Raw genomic sequence first — 19,284 nt, 5'->3', positions numbered from 1 at the left:
TACGGTCAAAACCGTAGCGTCTGCCGTAACCTCAGTCGATCACAGTGTAAAAAATGGCTTCGACATCGTGTCATAGCATTGCCGAAGCCGCGATGACCGGATGGGGAGTGCTGTCATGTCCCCCGCCGGCTTCGATATACTGTGGTCACTCTCTATCATCGGTTTGCGGACCGAAAACGTTCAGGCTCTGGCTCTAGGACATTCACTATGGCATTCCCCACGCTTGCGCAGACCGTCGGCAATACGCCGCTGGTCCGACTCGCGCGTATCTCCGCCGGACGCGACAACACGATTCTGGCCAAGCTGGAAGGCAACAACCCCGCTGGCTCGGTCAAGGATCGCCCGGCGCTGTCCATGCTTCGCGAAGCGGAGGCCCGCGGCGACATCTCTCCGGGTGACACGCTGATCGAGGCGACCTCCGGCAATACCGGCATTGCACTGGCCATGGCGGCGGCGGTGATGGGTTACCAAATGGTCCTGATCATGCCGGACAACGCCTCGAGCGAGCGCAAGCAGGCCATGGCGGCCTACGGTGCCAGGCTGATCGGCGTCAGCAAGGAGGCGGGCATGGAGGGCGCCCGGGACCTGGCAGACGAGATGATCGCCCGGGGAGAAGGCAAGCCGCTCAACCAGTTCGCCAACCCCGACAACCCTCTGGCGCACTACCGCACCACCGGTCCTGAATTGTGGGAGCAGACCGCGGGGCGTATCACGCATTTCGTCAGTGCCATGGGCACCACCGGTACCATCATGGGCACCTCGCGTTATCTGAAGGAGCGCAATCCCTCGATCCAGATCGTCGGCCTGCAGCCGGCCGATGGCGCCAGCATTGCCGGCATTCGACGCTGGCCGGAAGCCTACCTCCCCGACATCTTCGAACCTCAGCGGGTCGACAGCGTACTCGATATCGGCCAGCAGGAGGCCGAGGAACATATGCGCCGGCTGGCGCGGGAAGAGGGCATTCTTGCTGGTGTCTCCTCCGGCGGTGCCCTGGCGGGCGCATTGCGGGTCGCCGAGCGAGTCGACAACGCCGTCATCGTGTTCATCGTGTGTGACCGCGGCGACCGTTATCTGTCCACCGGCCTCTACGCGCCGGAAGCCTGACCATGGCGATGCTGGGAAAGAGGCGAACGCCGGCCGTGCGCCGGGAACGTCAGGTATCGCCACCCGCTCCCGCGGTGGCTGCGGAAGCGGGCACGCTGGTGATCGAGCGGCTGGCCCACGACGGGCGTGGCGTCGCACGCGACGGGGAAGGCAAGACGGTATTCGTCGATGCCGCGCTGCCGGGAGAGCGGGTCGAGGTGGCGATACACCGTCAGCGCAAGCGCTATGACGAGGCGCATGTCCGCGAGCGACTCAGCGATGCCGCGACGCGCGTCGAACCGCCCTGCATCCATGCGACACGCTGCGGCGGGTGCGATCTCCAGCACTTGAGCGTTGCCGGGCAGCGCGAGCACAAGCGCGAGGTGCTGATCGATCTGCTCGGACGCCAGGGAATCGATGCCCCGGAAGACGTGGCGATATTGCAGGGCGACGATGCCGGCTACCGGCGCCGGGCCAGGCTCGGGGTCAAATGCGACGCCCAGGGCCGAGTCCATCTCGGCTTTCGCGCGCGGGGCAGCGAGCAACTGGTCGACATCGACAGCTGCCACGTGCTGGCGCCTGCCCTGGCGAGACTGCTGCCGCGACTGCGGGCTCAGCTCGAGACGCTCGAGGCGCGGCGTCACGTCGGCCATCTCGAGCTGCTGCTGACCGATGCCGAGGTCGTCACCGTGGTCGTCCGTCAGCTGCGCCATGTGCCGGAGGACGAACAGCGCTGGCGTGCGTTCGCGGAGCGCGAGGCGTTGGCCTGTGCCGTTCGCCGCGGGCGGAAGGCGACCGAGCTGGTCTGGCTGAGCGACCAGCCGCGACTGGTCACGACCGTGTCCGGGTCTCGCCGGCCAATATCGCTGGCGCTGGCGCCGGGGGACTTCCTGCAGGTCAATGCCCACATCAACCAGCGGCTGATCGACACCCTTCGGGACTGGCTGGCATCGGCGCATGACGACTCCCTGCTCGACCTGTTCGCCGGCATCGGTAACTTCTCGCTGGCCCTGGCCGAGGACGCTGTCAGGATCACCGCTGTCGAAGGTAGTAATGCGATGGTCGAACGCCTGCGGGACAATGCCAGACTGAACGGTCTCGATGTCGATGCCTTGCAGGCCGATCTCAGTGATCCCGGCGAGACGGTGGATACCTTGATCGCCGAGCACGACACGGTGCTGCTGGATCCACCACGCGAGGGTGCCAGCGCGATCTGCCGACGATTGGCGGAGAGCGGCGTGACGCGGGTTGCTTACGTCTCCTGCGACCCAGCGTCGCTGGCGCGGGACGCGGCTCTCTTGCTGGCCGGCGGTTTCGTGCTGTCGCGCCTGGCGATGGCCGATATGTTCCCCCACACGGCACATCTGGAATCACTCGCGTTGTTCGAACGGCCAGCCCGTTGCGGGCGGCCAAGGCGTCGAGACGAAGATCACGACACTCCAGCTTCGGGAGGCAGGCACTAGCATGGTGAAGGTGCGAGAGAGCGAACCGCTGGTCGATGATGGCAGTGTCGATCTGGATCTGTGGGTGAAGCGGCTGCAGCAAGAGGTCGAACTGCGAGATCCCGGGCGTATCCTTCAGGCCTGCCAACTGGCTCTGCGGGCCAGCGAGCGGGACGTCCAGGGTAACGAGGCGCTGGCCGATCAGACGCTGTTGACCGGCCTGGAAATGGCCGACATCCTCAGCCAGCTCAAGCTGGACCAGCAGACGCTGGAGGCCGCGATTCTCTATCGCGGCGTCCGCCGTGGTCTGCTGAGCCTGGAGAGCGTTGCCAAGCAGATGGGGGAGGAGGTCGCCAAGCTGATCGAGGGCGTGCTCAGCATGGCCGCGATCAGTCAGCTGCAGGCCCCCAAGCACGGGCTGTCACAGCACAACCAGCAGGACAACCTGCGCAAGATGCTGGTGACCATGGTCGACGACGTTCGCGTCGCGCTGATCAAGATCGCCGAGCGCACCTGCATGTTGCGGCAGGTCAAGGATGCCTCGCGGGAGAAGCGCCTGCGCGTCGCGCGCGAGGTCTTCGATATCTATGCGCCGCTGGCACATCGGCTCGGCATCGGTCAGGTCAAGTGGGAACTCGAGGACCTGGCCTTTCGCTACCTGCACGAAACCGAATACAAGTCGATCGCCAAGCAGCTGGCGGAGAAGCGCCTCGATCGCGACCGCTATATCCACGAGGTGGTGGAAACCCTCGAGACGCTGCTCGAACGCCAGGGAATCCTGCGCTACCAGGTCGATGGCCGGGCAAAGCACATCTATTCGATCTGGCGCAAGATGCAGCGCAAGCGCATCGACTTTTCCCAGGTCTACGATGTCCGTGCGGTGCGTATCCTGGTGCCCGAGATCGCCGACTGCTACACCACGCTCGGCGTGGTCCATTCACGCTGGCACCACGTCCCCAACGAATTCGACGACTACATCGCCAACCCCAAGAAGAACGGCTATCAGTCGCTGCATACGGCCGTCATCGGCCCCGAGAACAAGGTGCTCGAGATCCAGGTGCGCACCTTCGCCATGCACGAGGAGGCGGAACTCGGCGTCTGCGCGCACTGGCGTTACAAGGGGATGGATACCGACGCCAAGAGCCGGGGGTACGAGGAGAAGATCGCCTGGCTTCGCCAGGTCCTCGAGTGGCAGGAGGAAGTGGGCGACGTGGGCGATTTCCGGGAGGGGCTGGCGAGCGACGTGGCGCCGGACCGGATCTACGTGTTCACTCCGGATGGCCATGTCATCGACATGCCGCAGGTCGCGACGCCGATCGACTTCGCCTATCGCGTGCATACCGAGATCGGTCACCGTTGCCGCGGTGCCAAGGTCGACGGCCGCATCGTACCGCTGACCTATCTGCTCAAGACCGGCCAGCAGGTCGAGATCCTGACCGCGACCAAGAGCGCACCGAGCCGGGACTGGATCAACCCCAATCTCGGCTATGTCCGCACGTCGCGCGCCCGGTCCAAGATCCAGGCCTGGTTCAAGTTGCAGGCGCGGGAGCAGAATCTCGACGAGGGCAAGGCGATCTTCGACCGCGAGTTTCGTCGCCTCGACATCGACGGGGTCGATCTCGAGCGGCTGGCGGGGGCGGTCAACTACACCTCGGTGGAGGACATGTACGCCGCCATCGGCGCCGGCGACCTGCGTATCGGCCAGGTGCTGCATCAGGCCCAGCAGCTGTTCGGCGAGAGCGACGATCAGGAGCAGCTCGATCGCCTGCTGACCAAGCCCCGTCGGCATCAGGGCAAGGAACCCAGTGATGGCATCACCGTGCTGGGCGTCGGCAATCTCAAGACGGCCATGGCCAATTGCTGCCACCCGGTGCCCGGCGACCAGATCATCGGCTACATTACCCAGGGTCGAGGGGTCACCGTCCATCGTCAGGACTGCCCCAACGTACTCCAGCTCCGCAGCGAAGAGCCCAGGCGCATCGTCGATGTCGAGTGGGGGCAGAAAGAGCGCGCCCAGTATCCGGTGGATATCGAGATCGAGGCGTGGGATCGCTCCGGACTGCTGCGCGATGTGACTCACGTGCTCTCCAGCGATCGGGTCAACGTGACCTCCGTCAACACCGTGACTGATAAGCTCGACAACATCGCGCGGATGCGGATCACGCTGGAGATCGAGGGTCTGGAAGCGCTCGAGCGCATCTTCTCGCGTATCCAGCAGCTGCCCAACGTGATCGACGTCAAACGGCTGCGGCAAGGCCACGGCCAGGCATAGGAGCCGGTATGCAGGACAGCAACGCCCCGACACCGCCGAACGATGACCGCCATTCGCTCGATGACCTGCTGACGTTGATGGCGGTATTGAGGGATCCGCGTCACGGTTGTCCCTGGGATCTCAAGCAGGCGTGGGACACCATCGTCCCCCATACGCTGGAAGAGGCCTACGAAGTCGCCGACGCCATCGAGCGTCGAGCGTTCGACGAACTTCCCGGTGAATTGGGCGACCTGCTTTTTCAGGTGGTCTACTACAGCCAGTTCGCCAAAGAAGAAGGGCGGTTCGATTTCGACGATATCGTGCATACCCTGACGGCGAAGATGCTGCGACGTCACCCCCATGTCTTCCCGGACGGCACGCTGAGTTCCCGTCGCCAAGCGGGCGACGGCACGACCCCGCGGGTGACCGAGAGCCGGGTCAAGGCGCGCTGGGAAGCGCTCAAGGCCGAGGAGCGCGAGGCGCGCGTTGCTGCCACCTCGCAACCGCTCTCGGCACTGGACGATATCCCCACGGCGCTGCCCGCGCTGAGCCGCGCCGCCAAACTGAGCAAGCGAGCTGCCGGCGAAGGCTTCGACTGGCCGGACGAGCGTGGCGTCATCGACAAGATCCGGGAGGAGCTGGCGGAGGTCGAGTCGGCGCTGGCCGACGACGACCGGGCGCACGCCCGGGAAGAGGTCGGCGATCTGCTGTTCGCCGTCGTCAATCTGGCCCGGCGCCTCGGGTGCGATCCGGAGCAGCAACTGCGCCGCACCAATGCCAAGTTCGAGCGGCGTTTCCGCCATGTCGAGGGCGCGCTGGCACGGGATGGCACCGCCCCCGGTGATGCCACGCTGGAGGAGATGGAGCGCCACTGGCAGGCGGCGAAACAGGAAGAGGCCACCGCGGGCGTTTCGTCCATGTCGTAAATTTACGACCAATGTCGCTTCCGTACCGGTCGATTCTTTCCCCCAGATCGTTATGCTGACGCATTGAGCGATCTATCTTCGTCGTCGGACCGCCGGCAATCCGCAGGACAGTCGGCGTGCCGGTTCGGCCATTTCCGGGAGGGAAACCATGCGTTCAGAACAGGAAACGTCGCTGCACGAATCGTTGCGGGACAATGTCCGGCTGCTGGGGGATAGCCTGGGCAGGACCATTGCCAAGGATCTGGGCAACGAGTTCGTGGATCGGATCGAACGGATTCGCGCCTTGGCCAAGAAGGGGCGGCAGAGCGCCGAGGAGGCGGACCGTCGCGAGCTGATCGACTACCTCCGGGCGCTGCCCGAGGGCGAATTGCTGCCGGTGACCCGCGCCTTCAACCAGTTTCTCAACTTCTCCAATATCGCCGAGCAGCACTACCGGGCACGCTTTCGACGTGTCGAGGATTACAAGCCCGGGACCCAGCCCGATCTGGGCGAACTGCTGCAGCGCGCGACGTCAGCCGGCCAATCCCCTCGTCAACTGGTGGATGCGATTGCCGGCATGCGCATCGATCTGGTGCTGACCGCCCATCCCACCGAAGTCATTCGACGCACGCTGATCCAGAAATACGACGCCATCGACGACTGCCTGCAGATCATCGAGGACAGTGGCGACCAGCCGGAAGTGCAGCAGCGCGCGCAGGGTCGACTCGAGGAGCTGATCGCCCAGTCCTGGCACACCGACGAGATCCGCCATGAGCGTCCCACTCCCGTCGACGAGGCAAAGTGGGGATTCGCGGTCATCGAGAATTCGCTGTGGGAGGCGGTGCCGACCTTCCATCGCGACCTGGATGCGCTGCTGATGGAGAAGGCCGGCGAGCGATTGCCGCTGGAGGCGTCTCCGATCCGTTTCGCTTCCTGGATGGGGGGCGATCGCGACGGCAATCCCAACGTCACCGCCAGCGTGACCGAGGAGGTGCTGCTGCTGGGGCGCTGGATGGCGGCCGATCTCTATCTTCGCGATCTCGAGCAGCTCAAGGCCGAGCTGTCGATGTGGAAGGCGAACGATGCGCTCCATGCCGAGGTCGGCGACGATCCGGAGCCTTATCGGACGCTGCTGAAGCGACTGTCGACCCGGCTGGAGGCGACCCGGGCGTGGGCGCGAGCGCGACTCGATGGGGACGTCCCCGCCGAAGCGGCGATCATCGAGACGCGGGATCAGCTGTTCGCGCCGCTGCTGGCCTGCCACCGCTCGCTGTGCGATGTGGGCCTGGAGACCATCGCCAACGGCGTGCTGCTGGATACGTTGCGACGGGTGGCGGTATTCGGCGTCAACCTGGCCAAGCTCGACGTGCGCCAGGATGGCGCCCGCCACGCCCAGGTATTCGAGGAGCTGACCCAATATCTCGACCTCGGCAACTATCGGGAGTGGGACGAAGAGCGCCGTCAGGCGTTCCTGCTCGAGGAGCTGACCTCTCCGCGGCCGCTGATCCCGCCGCGCTGGGCGTGCTCCGCCGAAACGCGGGAGGTGCTCGACACCTTCGCGGTCATCGGGCGCGAGCATCGTCAGGCGCTCGGGACCTACATCATCTCGATGGCGCAGCAGCCCTCCGATGTGCTGGCGGTGGCGCTGCTGATGAAGGAAGCCGGCAACGGTGTGCGCCTGCCCATCGCGCCGCTGTTCGAGACCCTGGACGATCTGGACCGGGCCGGTGACGTGATCGAACGTCTGCTGGCACTGCCGGGCTATCGAGAGGTCGCCGGCGATTACCAGGAAGTGATGATCGGCTACTCGGATTCGGCCAAGGATGCCGGTCAACTGGCGGCGGCCTGGGCCCAGTACCGGGCGCAGGAGCGACTGGTCGAGGTGTGTCGCGACGGCGGCGTCGAGTTGACGCTGTTCCATGGCCGCGGCGGCACCGTCGGGCGTGGGGGCGGTCCCGCCCACGCGGCGATTTTGTCGCAGCCGCCGGGGTCGGTGAACGGCAGCCTGCGGGTGACCGAGCAGGGCGAAATGATCCGTTTCAAGTTCGGTCAGCCCGATATCGCGCTGCGCTCGATGGAGATCTATGTCTGCGCGGTGCTGGAGGCGACACTGTTGCCGCCGCCCGCGCCTCGGCCAGTGTGGCGCGAGGAGATGGATCGTCTGGCCGCCATTGCCCACGGTGCCTACGTGGGCGTGGTGCGGGAGGACCCGGATTTCGTGCCCTATTTCCGCGCGGTGACGCCGGAGGGCGCACTGGGTCGTCTGCCGCTGGGGTCGCGTCCTGCCAAGCGGCGCCAGGAAGGCGGTATCGAAACGCTGCGGGCGATCCCGTGGATCTTCGCCTGGACCCAGACCCGGCTGATGCTTCCGGCCTGGCTCGGCAGCGGCGAGGCATTCGCGAAGCGGCTCGAGGAGCAGGGCGGGCTCGACCGGCTGCGCGAGATGCGCGAGCAGTGGCCGTTCTTCGGCACCTATCTGGACATGCTGGAGATGCTGCTGGCCAAGTCGGATCCGCTCATCGCCGCCTACTACGAGAAGCGTCTGGTCGATGACCCCGCCCTGACCCGGTTGGGTGAGTCGCTGCGCCAGCGACTGGTCGATCTCGAGGCCGTACTGCTGCGGATACTCGATCAGGGTGAGCTGCTCGAGAATACCCCGCTGATTCGTCAGGCGATCGAGGTGCGCAATCCGTATATCGATCCGCTCCATGGTCTGCAGGCCGAGCTGCTGCAGCGCAACCGTGATGCTCGGGGCGAGATCACCCCGGAGCTTTCCCGGGCGTTGATGGTGACCATGGCGGGTATCGCGGCCGGCTTGCGTAATACTGGCTAGAGGCCTGAAAGGCGGCGAATCCTGCTATAACGGTAGTGACCGGTCGGCAGGGACCTGCGGCCGATCATCGATCTGTTTCCCGGGAGTGCGGCATGGAGTTCAAGGATTACTATGCGGTACTGGGCGTGGAGCGGGATGCCGCCCAGGACGAGATCAAGCGCGCCTATCGCAGACTGGCGCGAAAGTATCACCCCGACGTCAGTCAGGAAGCCGATGCCGATGCCCGCTTCAAGGAGCTCGGGGAGGCTTACGAGGTGCTGAAGGATCCCGAGAAACGCCTCGCCTACGATCGGGTCGGCCAGGGCCAGCGGGCCGGCGAGGACTTTAGCCCGCCACCGGACTGGGATGCCGGGTTCGAGTTTCGGGGAGGCGGTTATACCCAGGAGGGCTACTCCCAGGAGCAGCACGCCGCCTTCAGCGATTTCTTCGAATCGCTGTTCGGCCAACGTCGAGGGCCGGGCCCGGGGTTCACGGGTTCGAGCGGCGACCCCGGCGGCAGGCGATATCGTGCTCGCGGGGAGGATCATCACGCCAAGGTGTCGATCGCGCTCGAGGATGCCTATCGCGGTGCCGTGCGCACTCTCACCCTGCAGAGCGGCGAGCTCGATGAGCAGGGACGAGTCCGACCGCGTCAGCGGACCTTGAAAGTCCGGATTCCGAAGGGCGTGAAACAGGGCCAGCGAATTCGCCTGGCCGGCCAGGGGGAGCCTGGCATGGGCGGCGGTCCGGCGGGGGATCTCTATCTGGAGATCGAGTTCGAGTCGCACCGGCGCTACCAGGTGGAGGGGCGCGACGTCACCCTGATCCTGCCCGTGGCGCCCTGGGAAGCGGCACTGGGCGCGACGATCGCGGTGCCGCTACCCGAGGGCTCGGTGGAGCTGAAAGTCCCGGCGGATTCCCAGGACGGGCGGCGCCTGCGGCTCAAGGGGCGGGGCATTCCCGGCGAGCCACCGGGCGACTGCTACGTGGCCTTGAAGATCGTACTGCCGCCCGCGACGAGTGACGATGTGAAGGCGGCCTATCGCCGGTTGGAAGCGGTGGCGAACTTCAACCCCAGGGCGGCGGCGGAGGAGACACCATGACCATCCACGATCTCACCCAGGTCCCGGTCGACAACCTCGACGAGACGCCGGTTCTGACGCTGGGCGAACTGTGCCGGACCTGTACGGTACATGCCGAATGGGTCATCGAGCTGGTCGACGAGGGCGTCATCGTTCCCCACGGTCGCCGACGCGAACAGTGGCGTTTCTACGGTGCGAGCCTGCATCGCGTCAGGGTCGTCCAGCGTCTGCAGCGCGATCTGGGGGTCAATCTCGCCGGCGCGGCACTGGCGCTGGAGCTGATGGACGAGGTCGCGCGATTGCGTCGGCTAGCCGGCGAGTGATCCTTCGACTGGATTCCTCGACTCGAGGCCATGACGGCACCTCGCGACACTCGCCGGGATGAATCCGGTGAGTGTCGTTTCGTCGTCCGACGCCTGATGTCGGTAAGTTTACGACTTGGGTCGTGTCGCCGATAGACGACTCTCATCATCAAAATGAGCGTGCTACGCTTGTCGTCACTCCCGGCTGTCCAGCGATTCCCCAATGCGTATCACCACCACCGAGACGCGGACGCTATCGATCGATATCGACCCGCTCGTTCTCGAGGCCGCCCGTCGCTTAATCGATTCATCCCAACGCCGAATTCTCGGCCTCGTGGGAGCGCCCGGCTCGGGCAAGAGCACGCTCTCCGACGCGCTTTTCGCCGCGCTCGGCGATCAGACCCAGATCGTCCCCATGGACGGTTTCCATCTCTCCAATCGACAGCTGGCGATACTGGACCGGGCCGGGCGGAAGGGCGCGCCGGACACGTTCGACGCGTTCGGCTATCGCGACCTGCTCAAGCGCCTTCGCGCCAGCTTCGGCGAAGAGACAATCTACGCGCCGGGCTTCTACCGGGAGATCGAGGAGCCGATCGCCGCCAGTATCGCGGTGGCGTCACCCACCTCGCTGATCATTACCGAGGGCAACTATCTGCTGCTCGAGGAAGAGCCGTGGCCGCAGGTGCGGGAGATGCTGGACGAAGTGTGGTTCCTCGATGTCGACCGTGAGCTGCGCGAGTCCCGCCTGATCGCCCGCCACCGCCAGTTCGGGCGCACCGAGCGGCAGGCGCTGGAGTGGGTTCGCGCGACCGATGCGCCCAATGCCGCGCGCATCGAGGCCGTGGCCGGCAACGCCGACCGCCAGCTGCGGTGGAGCGGCAGCCGGATTCGATTCAAGGACGTGTAGCAATACCTGTCGTCATCACTCGAGCTGGGCGACTCAACCTCCAGGACGCCCGATTTCAAGGAGAGAAGCATGAATGCAATCGCTGCCGCCGGTCGCGGCCCGAAGCGCAAGGGGCTGGTCGTGATGGTGTCGGTCGTGGCCGCACTCGGTGGCCTGCTGTTCGGCTATGACACCGGCATCATCGGTGTGGCGCTGCTCGGGCTGTCCAAGCAGTTCGCGCTGGACGATACGCTCAAGCAGCTCGTCACCGGCGCGATCATCCTCGGTGCCATCGTTGGCTGCGTGGGTACCGGACGGCTCTCCGATCGGCTGGGGCGCCGCTGGACGATCGTACTGGTCGGCGCGGTGTTCATCGCCGGCTCGATCCTGTCGGCGGCCTCGACCAGTGTCGGCATGCTGATCGCGGCGCGATTCATCCTCGGGCTCTCCGCCGGCAGCGCGACGCAGATCATCCCGGTCTATATCGCCGAGGTGACGCCGCCGGAGCACCGCGGCAAGCTGGTGGTCATGTTCCAGTTCATGGTGGTGTTCGGCATTCTCGTCGCCTATCTGGTGGGCTACGGCCTGGGCGAGCAGTGGCGCTGGATGTTCGGCCTGGGCACCGTCCCGGCGGTGATTCTGATGCTGGGCATGCTGGTACTGCCGGAGAGTCCGCGCTGGTTGGTGAGCAAGGGGCGTGAATCCGAGGCGCTGGGTATCCTCGAGCGGGTGCGTGCCAGCCGCGAGGGGGCGCAGTCGGAGATGGCCGAGATCAAGGAGGTGTCGGCGCGCCCCGAGGGCTCCTGGCGCGATCTGTTCCAGCCGTGGATTCGTCCGGCGCTGGTGGCCGGGGTGGGGATCGCGATGTTCTCCCAGATCACCGGCAACAACGCCCTGATCTACTACGCGCCGACCATCCTGAGCCAGGCCGGTTTCGGCGACAGCGCCTCGGTGCTGGCGGCGATCGGCGGCGCGGTGCTGATCAATCTGGCGACCATCCTGGGCATTTTCCTGGTCGATCGGATCGGGCGGAAACGCTTTCTGTTGTGGATGGTCCCCGGATCGGCGGTGGCGCTAGTGATCATGGGGATACTGTTCGTGGGCGGTGCGCCCGAGGATGCTTTCAGCCAGTACGCCCTGGTGGCCTGCCTGGCAATCTACATGGCGCTCAACTGCAGTTTCGGCGTCTGCCTGTGGCTGATCAACGCCGAGGTCTATCCGCTGTTCGTCCGCGGCAAGGGGGCCAGCATGGGGGCGTTGAGCCACTGGGTCTTCAACCTGCTGGTGACACTGACGACGCTGTCGCTGATCAGCGCGCTCGGCACTTCCGGCACCTTCTGGCTCTATGCGGTGATCACCACGATCGCGCTCGTCTTCATCGTCCGCTACGTGCCCGAGACGATGGGGCGTTCGCTGGAGGAGATCGAGAGCGATCTCAAGGCGGGCGTCTTCTTTCCGGCGGACAAGTCCCGGGGCGATTCGAAGCGGTCATCGGTCGAGGCGACGAGCGCCGTCGAGTGACAGCGCCGCGCCACGCTCGGATAGCCAACGGGGCCGGTCGCGATGACCGGCCCCGTCGCTTACGCCACTACGGTCTATCCAGATGCCGCGCGCCAGAGCGCCTGGAGTTCGGGGGTGTCGAGGCGATGGCGAAGGCTTGCCTCGACCAGCGGCCCGAGGATCGCGTCGTGCTCCGTGGGGCGATTGGCGAGCACATCCTGGAGCATCGATGAGTGATTGGAGGCCGTGGCTTGAATCACGCCATCGATTAGGGCCTGCCAGCCCTGCGGCGGTGGCGGTACTTCCTCGGCCTGCATGATACGTTCGATCTCGGCCACCAGCGCCGTGACGCGTGGTCGAAACGCCGGCCGGGCCAGGGCGCCGTTGGGAACGCGGTGATACGCGGTCAGCGGGTTGATCACCGCATTGACCGCGAGCTTGTGCCACAAGCGTCGCCGAATGTCTCGGCAGGGTATTGCGGCAATGCCCGCCTGGCCAAGCCGGTGGGCGACGCTGGTCGCCAGCGCGAAGTGACGGTCGGCGAGATCGCCGATCCAGGTCGTCCCCGTGGCGGCATGCACCACGTCCGGCGAATGAGGGCCGGGAGGCGGGCGATAGGCGGCTTCGGTGGTCGAGGCGCAGAGGACCGGCCCAGTCCAGCGCTCGCTGATAGCGGGTTGTGCCCTAAATCCGTTCTGCAGCAGTAGCAGCGGGGTGGCCGATGCGAGCCGCGGTGCCAGGGCATTCAGCGCGGCCATCGCATCGTGGGACTTGGTCGCCAGTACCACCAGCGTCGGGGCGGCGGTGCCGGTTCGATCGGCCGCCCAAGCTGTCGTTGGTTGGCGTGCCACCGCGATCCTCAGCGCTTCGCCGTCGGGTCCGCGCAGATGGATGCGAGGCTCGGCCGCCTGCCTGCCGAGCAGGACGACGGGGAATCGTCGGGCCAGTGATGCCGCGAAAAGCTGGCCCAGGGCACCGGCGCCGACGATCAACCAGCTCCCGTCGGCAGTCGACGGCATCGCGCGGGTCTCTCGTGATCGCGACGTCATGCGTCGGGCTTCCGGGCACGCCGAGCCCGGGTCGGCTTGCCTTTGGGGGTGGTGTTGGACGAACCGGATGTCGATCGACCGCTGCTCGATGAGGCGTTGCCCCGGGAGCGGCGCGCTCCCGTTCTACGCCCCGAGGCAGCCCGCTTGCCACGCTTGGGTGGCGGTGCGACCGGCGCCGTGCTCCGGGCCGAGGCCGCAAGCGCCTGGTTGAGGCGCCCGGCGTCCGCCTGGGCCAGCAGCGCCTGGAGGTCCTCGATCAGGGCGGTCAGAAACGGGGCTGGCGCGTCCTGGCTTTCGGCGATCGCCGAGAGCCGTTGCTCCCACAGGGCGGTGCGCTCGGGACGCGTCGCGGCCGGCGGCAGCGAGTCGATCAGCGCATGGCCGGTGCGCGTGGCCCTGATCGCTTTTCCATCGCGGATCAGATAGCCCCGCGTCAGCAGCGTTTCGATGATGCCGGCACGGGTCGCCTCGGTGCCGAGGCCATCGGAGTCGCGCAGCGTGCGCTTGACGGCGGGATCCTCGACGTAGCGCGCGATGTTCATCATCGCCTTGATCAGGCTGGCATCGGTAAAGGGTTCCGGCGGCCGGGTCTCGCGAGCCTCGCAGCCGGCCTCGGTCACGCTGGCCGTTTCGCCTCTGGTCAGCGGCGGCAGGGCCGGCACGTCGTCCCGCGTCGTGAACAGCGGCTTCCACCCCGGCTCCAGAATCTCCCGCCCCTGGGCCTGGAAGCGCTCGCCTAGGAGGTCGAAGACGGCCCGGGTCTCGTAGGTCTCCAAGGCCGGGTAGAACTGGGCCAGCACGTTTCGGGCGATCAACCGGAACAGGTTGGCCTCGTCGCGGCTCAGCTTGTTCAGGTCGGCCGGGCGACCCGTGGGTGCCAGCGCGTGGTGGGCACCGACCTTGGCGTCGTCCCATGCCTTGGAACGCAGGCCGAAGTTCGCCCGCTCGGCCCACTCTCGCAACTGGCCATCGAGGCGGCAGGCGTCGGTCAGGGTTCTGGCAGCCTCCCGGTGATGCGCGGCGGGCAGGTAACGGCAGTCGGAGCGCGGGTAGGTGATCAGATGGTGGCGCTCGTAGAGTGTCTGGCAGACGTCGAGGACCCGCTTCGCCGACAGGCCGTGGCGGCGCGCAGCATCGATCTGCAGGGACGACAGTGAATAGGGCAGCGGGGCAGCCTGACGCTTGCGCTTCTGGTCGAGCTCGGCGAGATGACCCTGAGTACCCGCGAGGCGCTGCGCCAGCGCCTCGGCCGGACCTGGCTCGAGCAGGCGCCCCTGGTCGTCCAGCGGATGGTGTTCGCCGGGTTGCCACCAGGCCCTCAGCGCGCCACCCGCGACCTTCAGGTCGGCCCACAGCAGATAGAACGGCTTGGGCTCGAAGGCGGCGATATCGCGATCACGGCGTACCACCAGCCCCAGCACGGGCGTCTGGACCCGACCCACCGACAGCAGTCCGTCGAACCCGGCCTGGCGCCCGATCAGCGTCCAGGCCCGGGTCAGATTGATGCCGTAGAGCCAGTCGGCGCGGGAGCGGGCCTCGGCGGCGGCGTAGAGCGGCTGGTAGCGCTGGTTGTCCTCGAGGCTGGCGAGCGCCCTGGCCACCGCGGGTCGGTTGAGGTCCTGCACCAGCAGGCGCTGTGTCGGCCGGCTCCAGCCCAGGTGATTGAGGACTTCCTGAACCAGTAGTTGCCCCTCGCGGTCAGGGTCGCCGGCATGCACCACGCTGTCGGCCCCTTTGACCAGCTTGCGCAGGACGGCCAGCTGGCTTCGTGCCTGACTGCGGGGCACCAGCTGCCAGCGCTCGGGAACGATCGGCAGGTCGTCGAGTCGCCACTGCTTGTACCTGGGGTCGTAGCGCTCGGGCGCGGCCTGCTCCAGCAGATGGCCGAGACACCAGCTCACCACGGTATCACCAGCTTCGAGATAACCCTCGCGACGCGTCGCCTTTACCGGCAGGGCATCCGCGATGGCGCGGGCGAGACTCGGTTTTTCGGCGATGATCAAACGCATGTCGCGCTCCGATGATACTTGGGGTCAAGGCTGGATTCTGCCGTGACTTGGCGTTGCGGGAAACGCCCCGGCTCGAGAGATTGCGGTCGGTGGCGGCTTACTTCTCGAGGTGGCGGCGCGCGCGCACCAGGGCGCGATACCAGTGACGGTGGGGCGTTCCCACCGCCGGCGGCGCCATACTCAGATAGCTGACATTGGGCGTCTCGCCGCGCTCCAGGTTGACGTTGGTCAGCATCTGCAGCGTGCTCTCCCGGGCACCGTACTGGCGCTGCAGGAACGCCATCGCCTCCGGTTCCAGAGCGACCCGGTAATGTTTGACCAGCGCCAGCGCCAGCGATTCTGCCGTGCGCGACAGGTCGGTCTCGATCTCGCGAACCATGGCCGATCCCATCGCCGCTTTCGCCGCCACCGAGAGATTGGGCTCGAGCTGGCCGAAGTCCGCCGCGTTGGTGCTGTTGATGGCACGCTGCACGGCCGGGCGCGATAGATGCACGTGAGGCTCCAGGGCCAGGAATATCTCGACCGCGACGCGCTTGGCACTTTCGACGCCCACGCTGAGCTGGGTGTCTCGCTCGGCTTGCCGCAGCCGCTCCCGCAGGGTGCCGATGTTGGCCTTCTCGAGATAGCGGCCGAGCTGTTTGCAGACGACGGCCTTGGCTTCGTCGTCGAGGGCGATCGCGCTCTCGCGGATGCGCAGGCCTCGACGGCCCGGGCCGAGTCGCAGACGGGTCGAGTTGTCGGAGAGCTCGGCGCTGACCGTGTCCCAGCGCTGGGCCATTCGCAGCCGATGGGCGTGACTGCGGCCCACCTCGTTGTAGGCACTGGAGACGCTCTTGTAGAGCTTGATCGCGTTGGTCAGCACTTCTGCCTGATGGCGCAGGGTCTGGCGATCGTCGCTGCGCCCGGTATGAATGGCGTGGGCCAGCGACTGGATTCTCTCGCTCAGTTCGTCGATGGCGGCCACGCTGTGGGTCAGCAGCGCGTCGGCACGCTGCCCGGCGACACTCTCGGCGAGCGGGGTCACCGAATGCTCGACGAGGTAGGTGTTCAGGGCCTTCAGGCGGGAGAGGCCGGTGGCCTGGGCGATACGGTGCCGGGCCCGCGCCTCCTCGAGGCCGTCGAACGCCCGCGCCAGCTTCCAGCGACCCCGGTATTCGAACGACAGCACCGGTATCTTACGACCGCTGATCAGCTCGAATGCCAGGATCACCATCTCCTCGACGTCCTGCAGTGTCATCAGCAGGTCGTTGTCGTTCTCGATCGCGGCCATGACGCGCTCGATGAAGTGCTCGTCCCGGGGGACGCCGTAGCGTGGGTCCGGCGCGTGGCCTTCGAAGCGCTCCCTGAGCAGCGTGATCGCCGCCGGTGCCAGGTCGTAGAGTTCGGTGAAGCGGGGTTCGATCTCGTCACGGTAGATCTCGACCAGATCGCTGACGCGGGCATGGAGCCCGACCCGACGGTAGACGTCGATCTGGCCGATCAGGCGTGCGCTTTCGCGGTCGTCCAGCAGCTCGAGCGCCGCCAGTTCGACGCCCTCGGGCGAAAGGTCCTGCTTGCGCAGCAGCATGGCGGCGGCCTCGCGGCGTCGCGCATCGCCTTCCAGGCTTTCGACGATCAGGTTGCGCGTCGCCAGCAGCAGCTCCGGCAGCGTCTTGATGACGCGCTCGATGCGGTTCGAGGTTCGCTCCAGCCGTCGTCCGCCGGTGAGGTGATGCAGCAGGTTGGCGATGATCCCCGCCGCGCCGGTGATGACCGTGAACGAGATGAAGAAGATGTAGTTTTCCAGCGTCGGCGCCTTGCCGTACCCCAGCAGGTAGCCACCCCAGGCACCCAGCAGTGTGACGGGCCCGGCGGTCCACAGGATCTGGAGCAGACTGACGGTCCACGGCACTTTCTCCACCGCCGCGGTGATCCGCCGGATTTCATTGCGGCCTTCACGTTCCAGTCGAACCTGAGGCGCATCGCTGTCCGTCGACTGCGGAGGACGACGAAACGGGTTCGGCAAGAGCACGGGCGCTCCTCTTTGGCAGCGACGACGGGGGTTGGCGGCGGCTAAATTATCACCCCGTGGCGGCACTCGCCAGCGCTCTTGCCCGGCGTGCTAGGATGGAGCCAGAAAATGGAGGAATGCCATGCTGACAGCTTGGGTCGAACAACTGCTGGGCTTTGCCAGCGGTGCCCTCGAGGCGATTCGCGCCAATGAACACTACCCGACGATGATGGCATGGGCCCGCAGTGAGGGGGTCGAACACTGCGGCGGCAGCCTCGACCTGGCTCAGGCGCTTGCCCCCTTGATCTGGAACCAGACGCCGCTCAAGCGGCGCGACTTCGATACCGAACCGCTGGCCGAGCCCCAGCGCGACGAGCCGTGCTGGTGCGATTCGGGCCGGCTCTACCGCGACTGTTGCGCCCGCGTCGAGATGCCCAGCGTGATACCTGGGCATCTCATGTGGATGCTGTCGCTTCGCGAGTGGCGGGGCGAGACGCTGAAGGCGGCCCTGGACAGCCGCAAGGCGCCGGCCCAGGCCCTGCTGGAGGCTGGCATCGTGTCGGCGGAGAGCGGCAACAACGGCCGGGCACAGCAGATCCTGGAGTCGCTGTTCGCCGGCAACCGGGACTGGGAGGCGCTGAAGGAGCAGATCGAGCCGGCGTTCGAGATCCTGGTCGACCTCTATCAGGAGCGTGGCTTTCATCGCAAGCGGGGTGCCCTGCTGGAGCGGGTGATGGCGGAGGGCCCCGACTTCCTGCGCGGCGCGGCGCTGGAGCGGCTCTGCCTGATGCACCTGGATAGCGGGGATCTCGCCAGCGCCCGGGAGGCGTTCCAGAGTGCACAACGAACCCTGCCGGACTCGCCGTCCCTGGCCTATATCGAAGCCATGGTGCTGCTGCACGAGGGGAATGTCGGCAAGGCGCGGCAGCGGGCGGCCTTCTGGTGGCGGCGGCTGTCGCGCCAGCATCACCTGGACCCGGATCAGCTCGAATTCATTGCCGAACTGGCCGACGATCCTCAGGCGGCGCTGGCGGAGCAGGTGATTCATTCCGAAGAGGCGTTATCCGGTCCACTGACGGCACTGCAGGCGTTGCTGCACACCCAGCAGCGGCCGCCACGCCTCGCCTTGAGCCATGCCGATGACGGTGCGCTGCTGTACGAGCCCAGCGCCCGCGAGGAGTCGCTCTACCGGGGCTGGGCCGAGGCCTGCGAGGTCGAGATCGACGAGGATGCAGCGCTCGGATTTCTGGGCGATCCCTGGGTGACCGCACCCCAGTGGCTGCAGGCGCTGTGCTCGAATCCGGAATGGCTCGACGCGCCCCGCGTGATGCAGGCGCTGACGCTGGCGCTGGCCAGTCGCTTCGGTAGCCTGCCGTGGATGGTCGACACCTTCTTCACGCCGCTGGCCGAGCGTTACGGTTTCTGGCTGAGCCAGCTCGAGGACGCCGGTGGAACCTTCTCCTGGCACGACGCGGACAATGCCACGCTGCTGCGGACCGGCCTGGCGCTGGTCATCGGCATGGAGCGAGGCGCCGGCCAGGAGGCGCGCCGACTCGCCCAGCGGCTGCTGGCACTGGACGAGGAGGACAGCCTGGGCCTGCGCGAGCTGGTGATCGACCAACTGCTGCGCGAGGGGCGTGACGAGCAGGCGCTGGCGGTGAGCGAGCAGGGGCCGGAAGGCGCCGAGATGCTGGGGGTGCAGATGGGCAGGGTGCTGGCGCTCTATCGCCTGACCCGGCACGACGATGCGCTTGCCGTGCTGCGGGATGTCTACGCTTCCAATCCCTATATCCTCACCATCCTGTGCGAGGACAGGCCTCGCCCTGCGCGGCTCGGCGAGGACATGCCGGAGCCGGGGACGCGGGCGGAGGCGTGGCAGTATCGCCAACTGATGCGCGACCAGTGGGTGGCATCCGATGGTGCGCTGGAGTGGCTCTCGCGGCAAAGAACCTCCCTCGGCTGACGGCTTTCGG

At 66.5% G+C, this 19,284-nt stretch carries 13 protein-coding genes; 10 read left to right on the top strand and 3 right to left on the bottom strand.

Annotation, left to right across the window (positions count from 1 at the left end; translation table 11 throughout):
* The first annotated feature begins 207 nt into the window (after window positions 1–207).
* The 9 genes from cysM (at window position 208) to DOM45_RS10045 (ending at window position 12,284) form a co-directional block, all read left to right on the top strand.
* Window positions 208–1,104: a cysteine synthase CysM gene (gene cysM, locus DOM45_RS10085; protein WP_110600043.1), complete on the top strand. Its 897-nt coding sequence runs from the start codon at window positions 208–210 to the stop codon at window positions 1,102–1,104.
* 2 nt (window positions 1,105–1,106) lie between these two features.
* Window positions 1,107–2,546, top strand: coding sequence for a 23S rRNA (uracil(1939)-C(5))-methyltransferase RlmD (gene rlmD / locus DOM45_RS10080; RefSeq protein WP_110600041.1), 1,440 nt, complete (start codon window positions 1,107–1,109; stop codon window positions 2,544–2,546).
* A gap of 1 nt (window position 2,547) precedes the next feature.
* Window positions 2,548–4,797, top strand: coding sequence for a GTP diphosphokinase (relA, locus tag DOM45_RS10075; RefSeq protein WP_110600039.1), 2,250 nt, complete (start codon window positions 2,548–2,550; stop codon window positions 4,795–4,797).
* Window positions 4,798–4,805: 8 nt separating this feature from the next.
* On the top strand, window positions 4,806–5,702 hold the full coding sequence (mazG, locus tag DOM45_RS10070; protein WP_110600037.1) for a nucleoside triphosphate pyrophosphohydrolase: 897 nt from the start codon (window positions 4,806–4,808) through the stop codon (window positions 5,700–5,702).
* Window positions 5,703–5,850: 148 nt separating this feature from the next.
* Complete coding sequence (ppc, locus tag DOM45_RS10065) at window positions 5,851–8,514, top strand: phosphoenolpyruvate carboxylase (RefSeq protein WP_110600035.1); 2,664 nt, start codon at window positions 5,851–5,853, stop codon at window positions 8,512–8,514.
* Window positions 8,515–8,606: 92 nt separating this feature from the next.
* Window positions 8,607–9,596, top strand: coding sequence for a DnaJ C-terminal domain-containing protein (locus tag DOM45_RS10060; protein ID WP_110600033.1), 990 nt, complete (start codon window positions 8,607–8,609; stop codon window positions 9,594–9,596).
* Window positions 9,593–9,898, top strand: coding sequence for a chaperone modulator CbpM (locus tag DOM45_RS10055; protein WP_110600031.1), 306 nt, complete (start codon window positions 9,593–9,595; stop codon window positions 9,896–9,898). Before DOM45_RS10060 ends, DOM45_RS10055 begins: the two co-directional genes overlap by 4 nt.
* Before the next feature lie 202 nt (window positions 9,899–10,100).
* Window positions 10,101–10,784: a nucleoside/nucleotide kinase family protein gene (locus DOM45_RS10050; protein WP_110600029.1), complete on the top strand. Its 684-nt coding sequence runs from the start codon at window positions 10,101–10,103 to the stop codon at window positions 10,782–10,784.
* A gap of 6 nt (window positions 10,785–10,790) precedes the next feature.
* On the top strand, window positions 10,791–12,284 hold the full coding sequence (locus DOM45_RS10045) for a sugar porter family MFS transporter (RefSeq protein ID WP_342588720.1): 1,494 nt from the start codon (window positions 10,791–10,793) through the stop codon (window positions 12,282–12,284).
* Window positions 12,285–12,358: 74 nt separating this feature from the next.
* Here DOM45_RS10045 and DOM45_RS10040 read toward each other — a convergent pair whose 3' ends face one another.
* The 3 genes from DOM45_RS10040 to DOM45_RS10030 all read right to left on the bottom strand — a co-directional run bounded on the left by DOM45_RS10040 (window position 12,359) and on the right by DOM45_RS10030 (window position 17,332).
* Window positions 12,359–13,282 carry a ketopantoate reductase family protein gene (locus DOM45_RS10040; RefSeq protein WP_110600025.1) on the bottom strand — a complete coding sequence of 308 codons (924 nt, stop codon included), beginning with the start codon at window positions 13,280–13,282 and terminating at the stop codon, window positions 12,359–12,361.
* A 26-nt stretch (window positions 13,283–13,308) separates the two neighbouring features.
* Window positions 13,309–15,321: a DNA topoisomerase III gene (locus tag DOM45_RS10035; RefSeq protein WP_110600023.1), complete on the bottom strand. Its 2,013-nt coding sequence runs from the start codon at window positions 15,319–15,321 to the stop codon at window positions 13,309–13,311.
* A 97-nt stretch (window positions 15,322–15,418) separates the two neighbouring features.
* Window positions 15,419–17,332: a hypothetical protein gene (locus tag DOM45_RS10030; RefSeq protein ID WP_110600021.1), complete on the bottom strand. Its 1,914-nt coding sequence runs from the start codon at window positions 17,330–17,332 to the stop codon at window positions 15,419–15,421.
* 121 nt (window positions 17,333–17,453) lie between these two features.
* On the opposite strand from DOM45_RS10030, the gene DOM45_RS10025 reads away from it, so the two are divergent.
* Window positions 17,454–19,274 (top strand): SEC-C domain-containing protein, encoded by a 1,821-nt coding sequence (locus DOM45_RS10025; protein WP_110600019.1) that lies wholly within the window; start codon window positions 17,454–17,456, stop codon window positions 19,272–19,274.
* The last annotated feature ends 10 nt before the right edge of the window (window positions 19,275–19,284 follow it).

The organism is Salinicola lusitanus (genome assembly GCF_003206045.1).
GTDB lineage: Bacteria > Pseudomonadota > Gammaproteobacteria > Pseudomonadales > Halomonadaceae > Salinicola > Salinicola lusitanus.
This window is presented reverse-complemented; position numbering and strand designations above follow the sequence as displayed.

Bases quoted from the DNA above. Each gene is read 5' to 3' on its own strand.
- cysM (WP_110600043.1), top strand. From the start codon at position 208: ATGGCATTCCCCACGCTTGCGCAGACCGTCGGCAATACGCCGCTGGTC.
- rlmD (WP_110600041.1), top strand. From the start codon at position 1,107: ATGGCGATGCTGGGAAAGAGGCGAACGCCGGCCGTGCGCCGGGAACGT.
- relA (WP_110600039.1), top strand. From the start codon at position 2,548: ATGGTGAAGGTGCGAGAGAGCGAACCGCTGGTCGATGATGGCAGTGTC.
- mazG (WP_110600037.1), top strand. From the start codon at position 4,806: ATGCAGGACAGCAACGCCCCGACACCGCCGAACGATGACCGCCATTCG.
- ppc (WP_110600035.1), top strand. From the start codon at position 5,851: ATGCGTTCAGAACAGGAAACGTCGCTGCACGAATCGTTGCGGGACAAT.
- DOM45_RS10060 (WP_110600033.1), top strand. From the start codon at position 8,607: ATGGAGTTCAAGGATTACTATGCGGTACTGGGCGTGGAGCGGGATGCC.
- DOM45_RS10055 (WP_110600031.1), top strand. From the start codon at position 9,593: ATGACCATCCACGATCTCACCCAGGTCCCGGTCGACAACCTCGACGAG.
- DOM45_RS10050 (WP_110600029.1), top strand. From the start codon at position 10,101: ATGCGTATCACCACCACCGAGACGCGGACGCTATCGATCGATATCGAC.
- DOM45_RS10040 (WP_110600025.1), bottom strand. From the start codon at position 13,282: ATGCCGTCGACTGCCGACGGGAGCTGGTTGATCGTCGGCGCCGGTGCC.
- DOM45_RS10035 (WP_110600023.1), bottom strand. From the start codon at position 15,321: ATGCGTTTGATCATCGCCGAAAAACCGAGTCTCGCCCGCGCCATCGCG.
- DOM45_RS10025 (WP_110600019.1), top strand. From the start codon at position 17,454: ATGCTGACAGCTTGGGTCGAACAACTGCTGGGCTTTGCCAGCGGTGCC.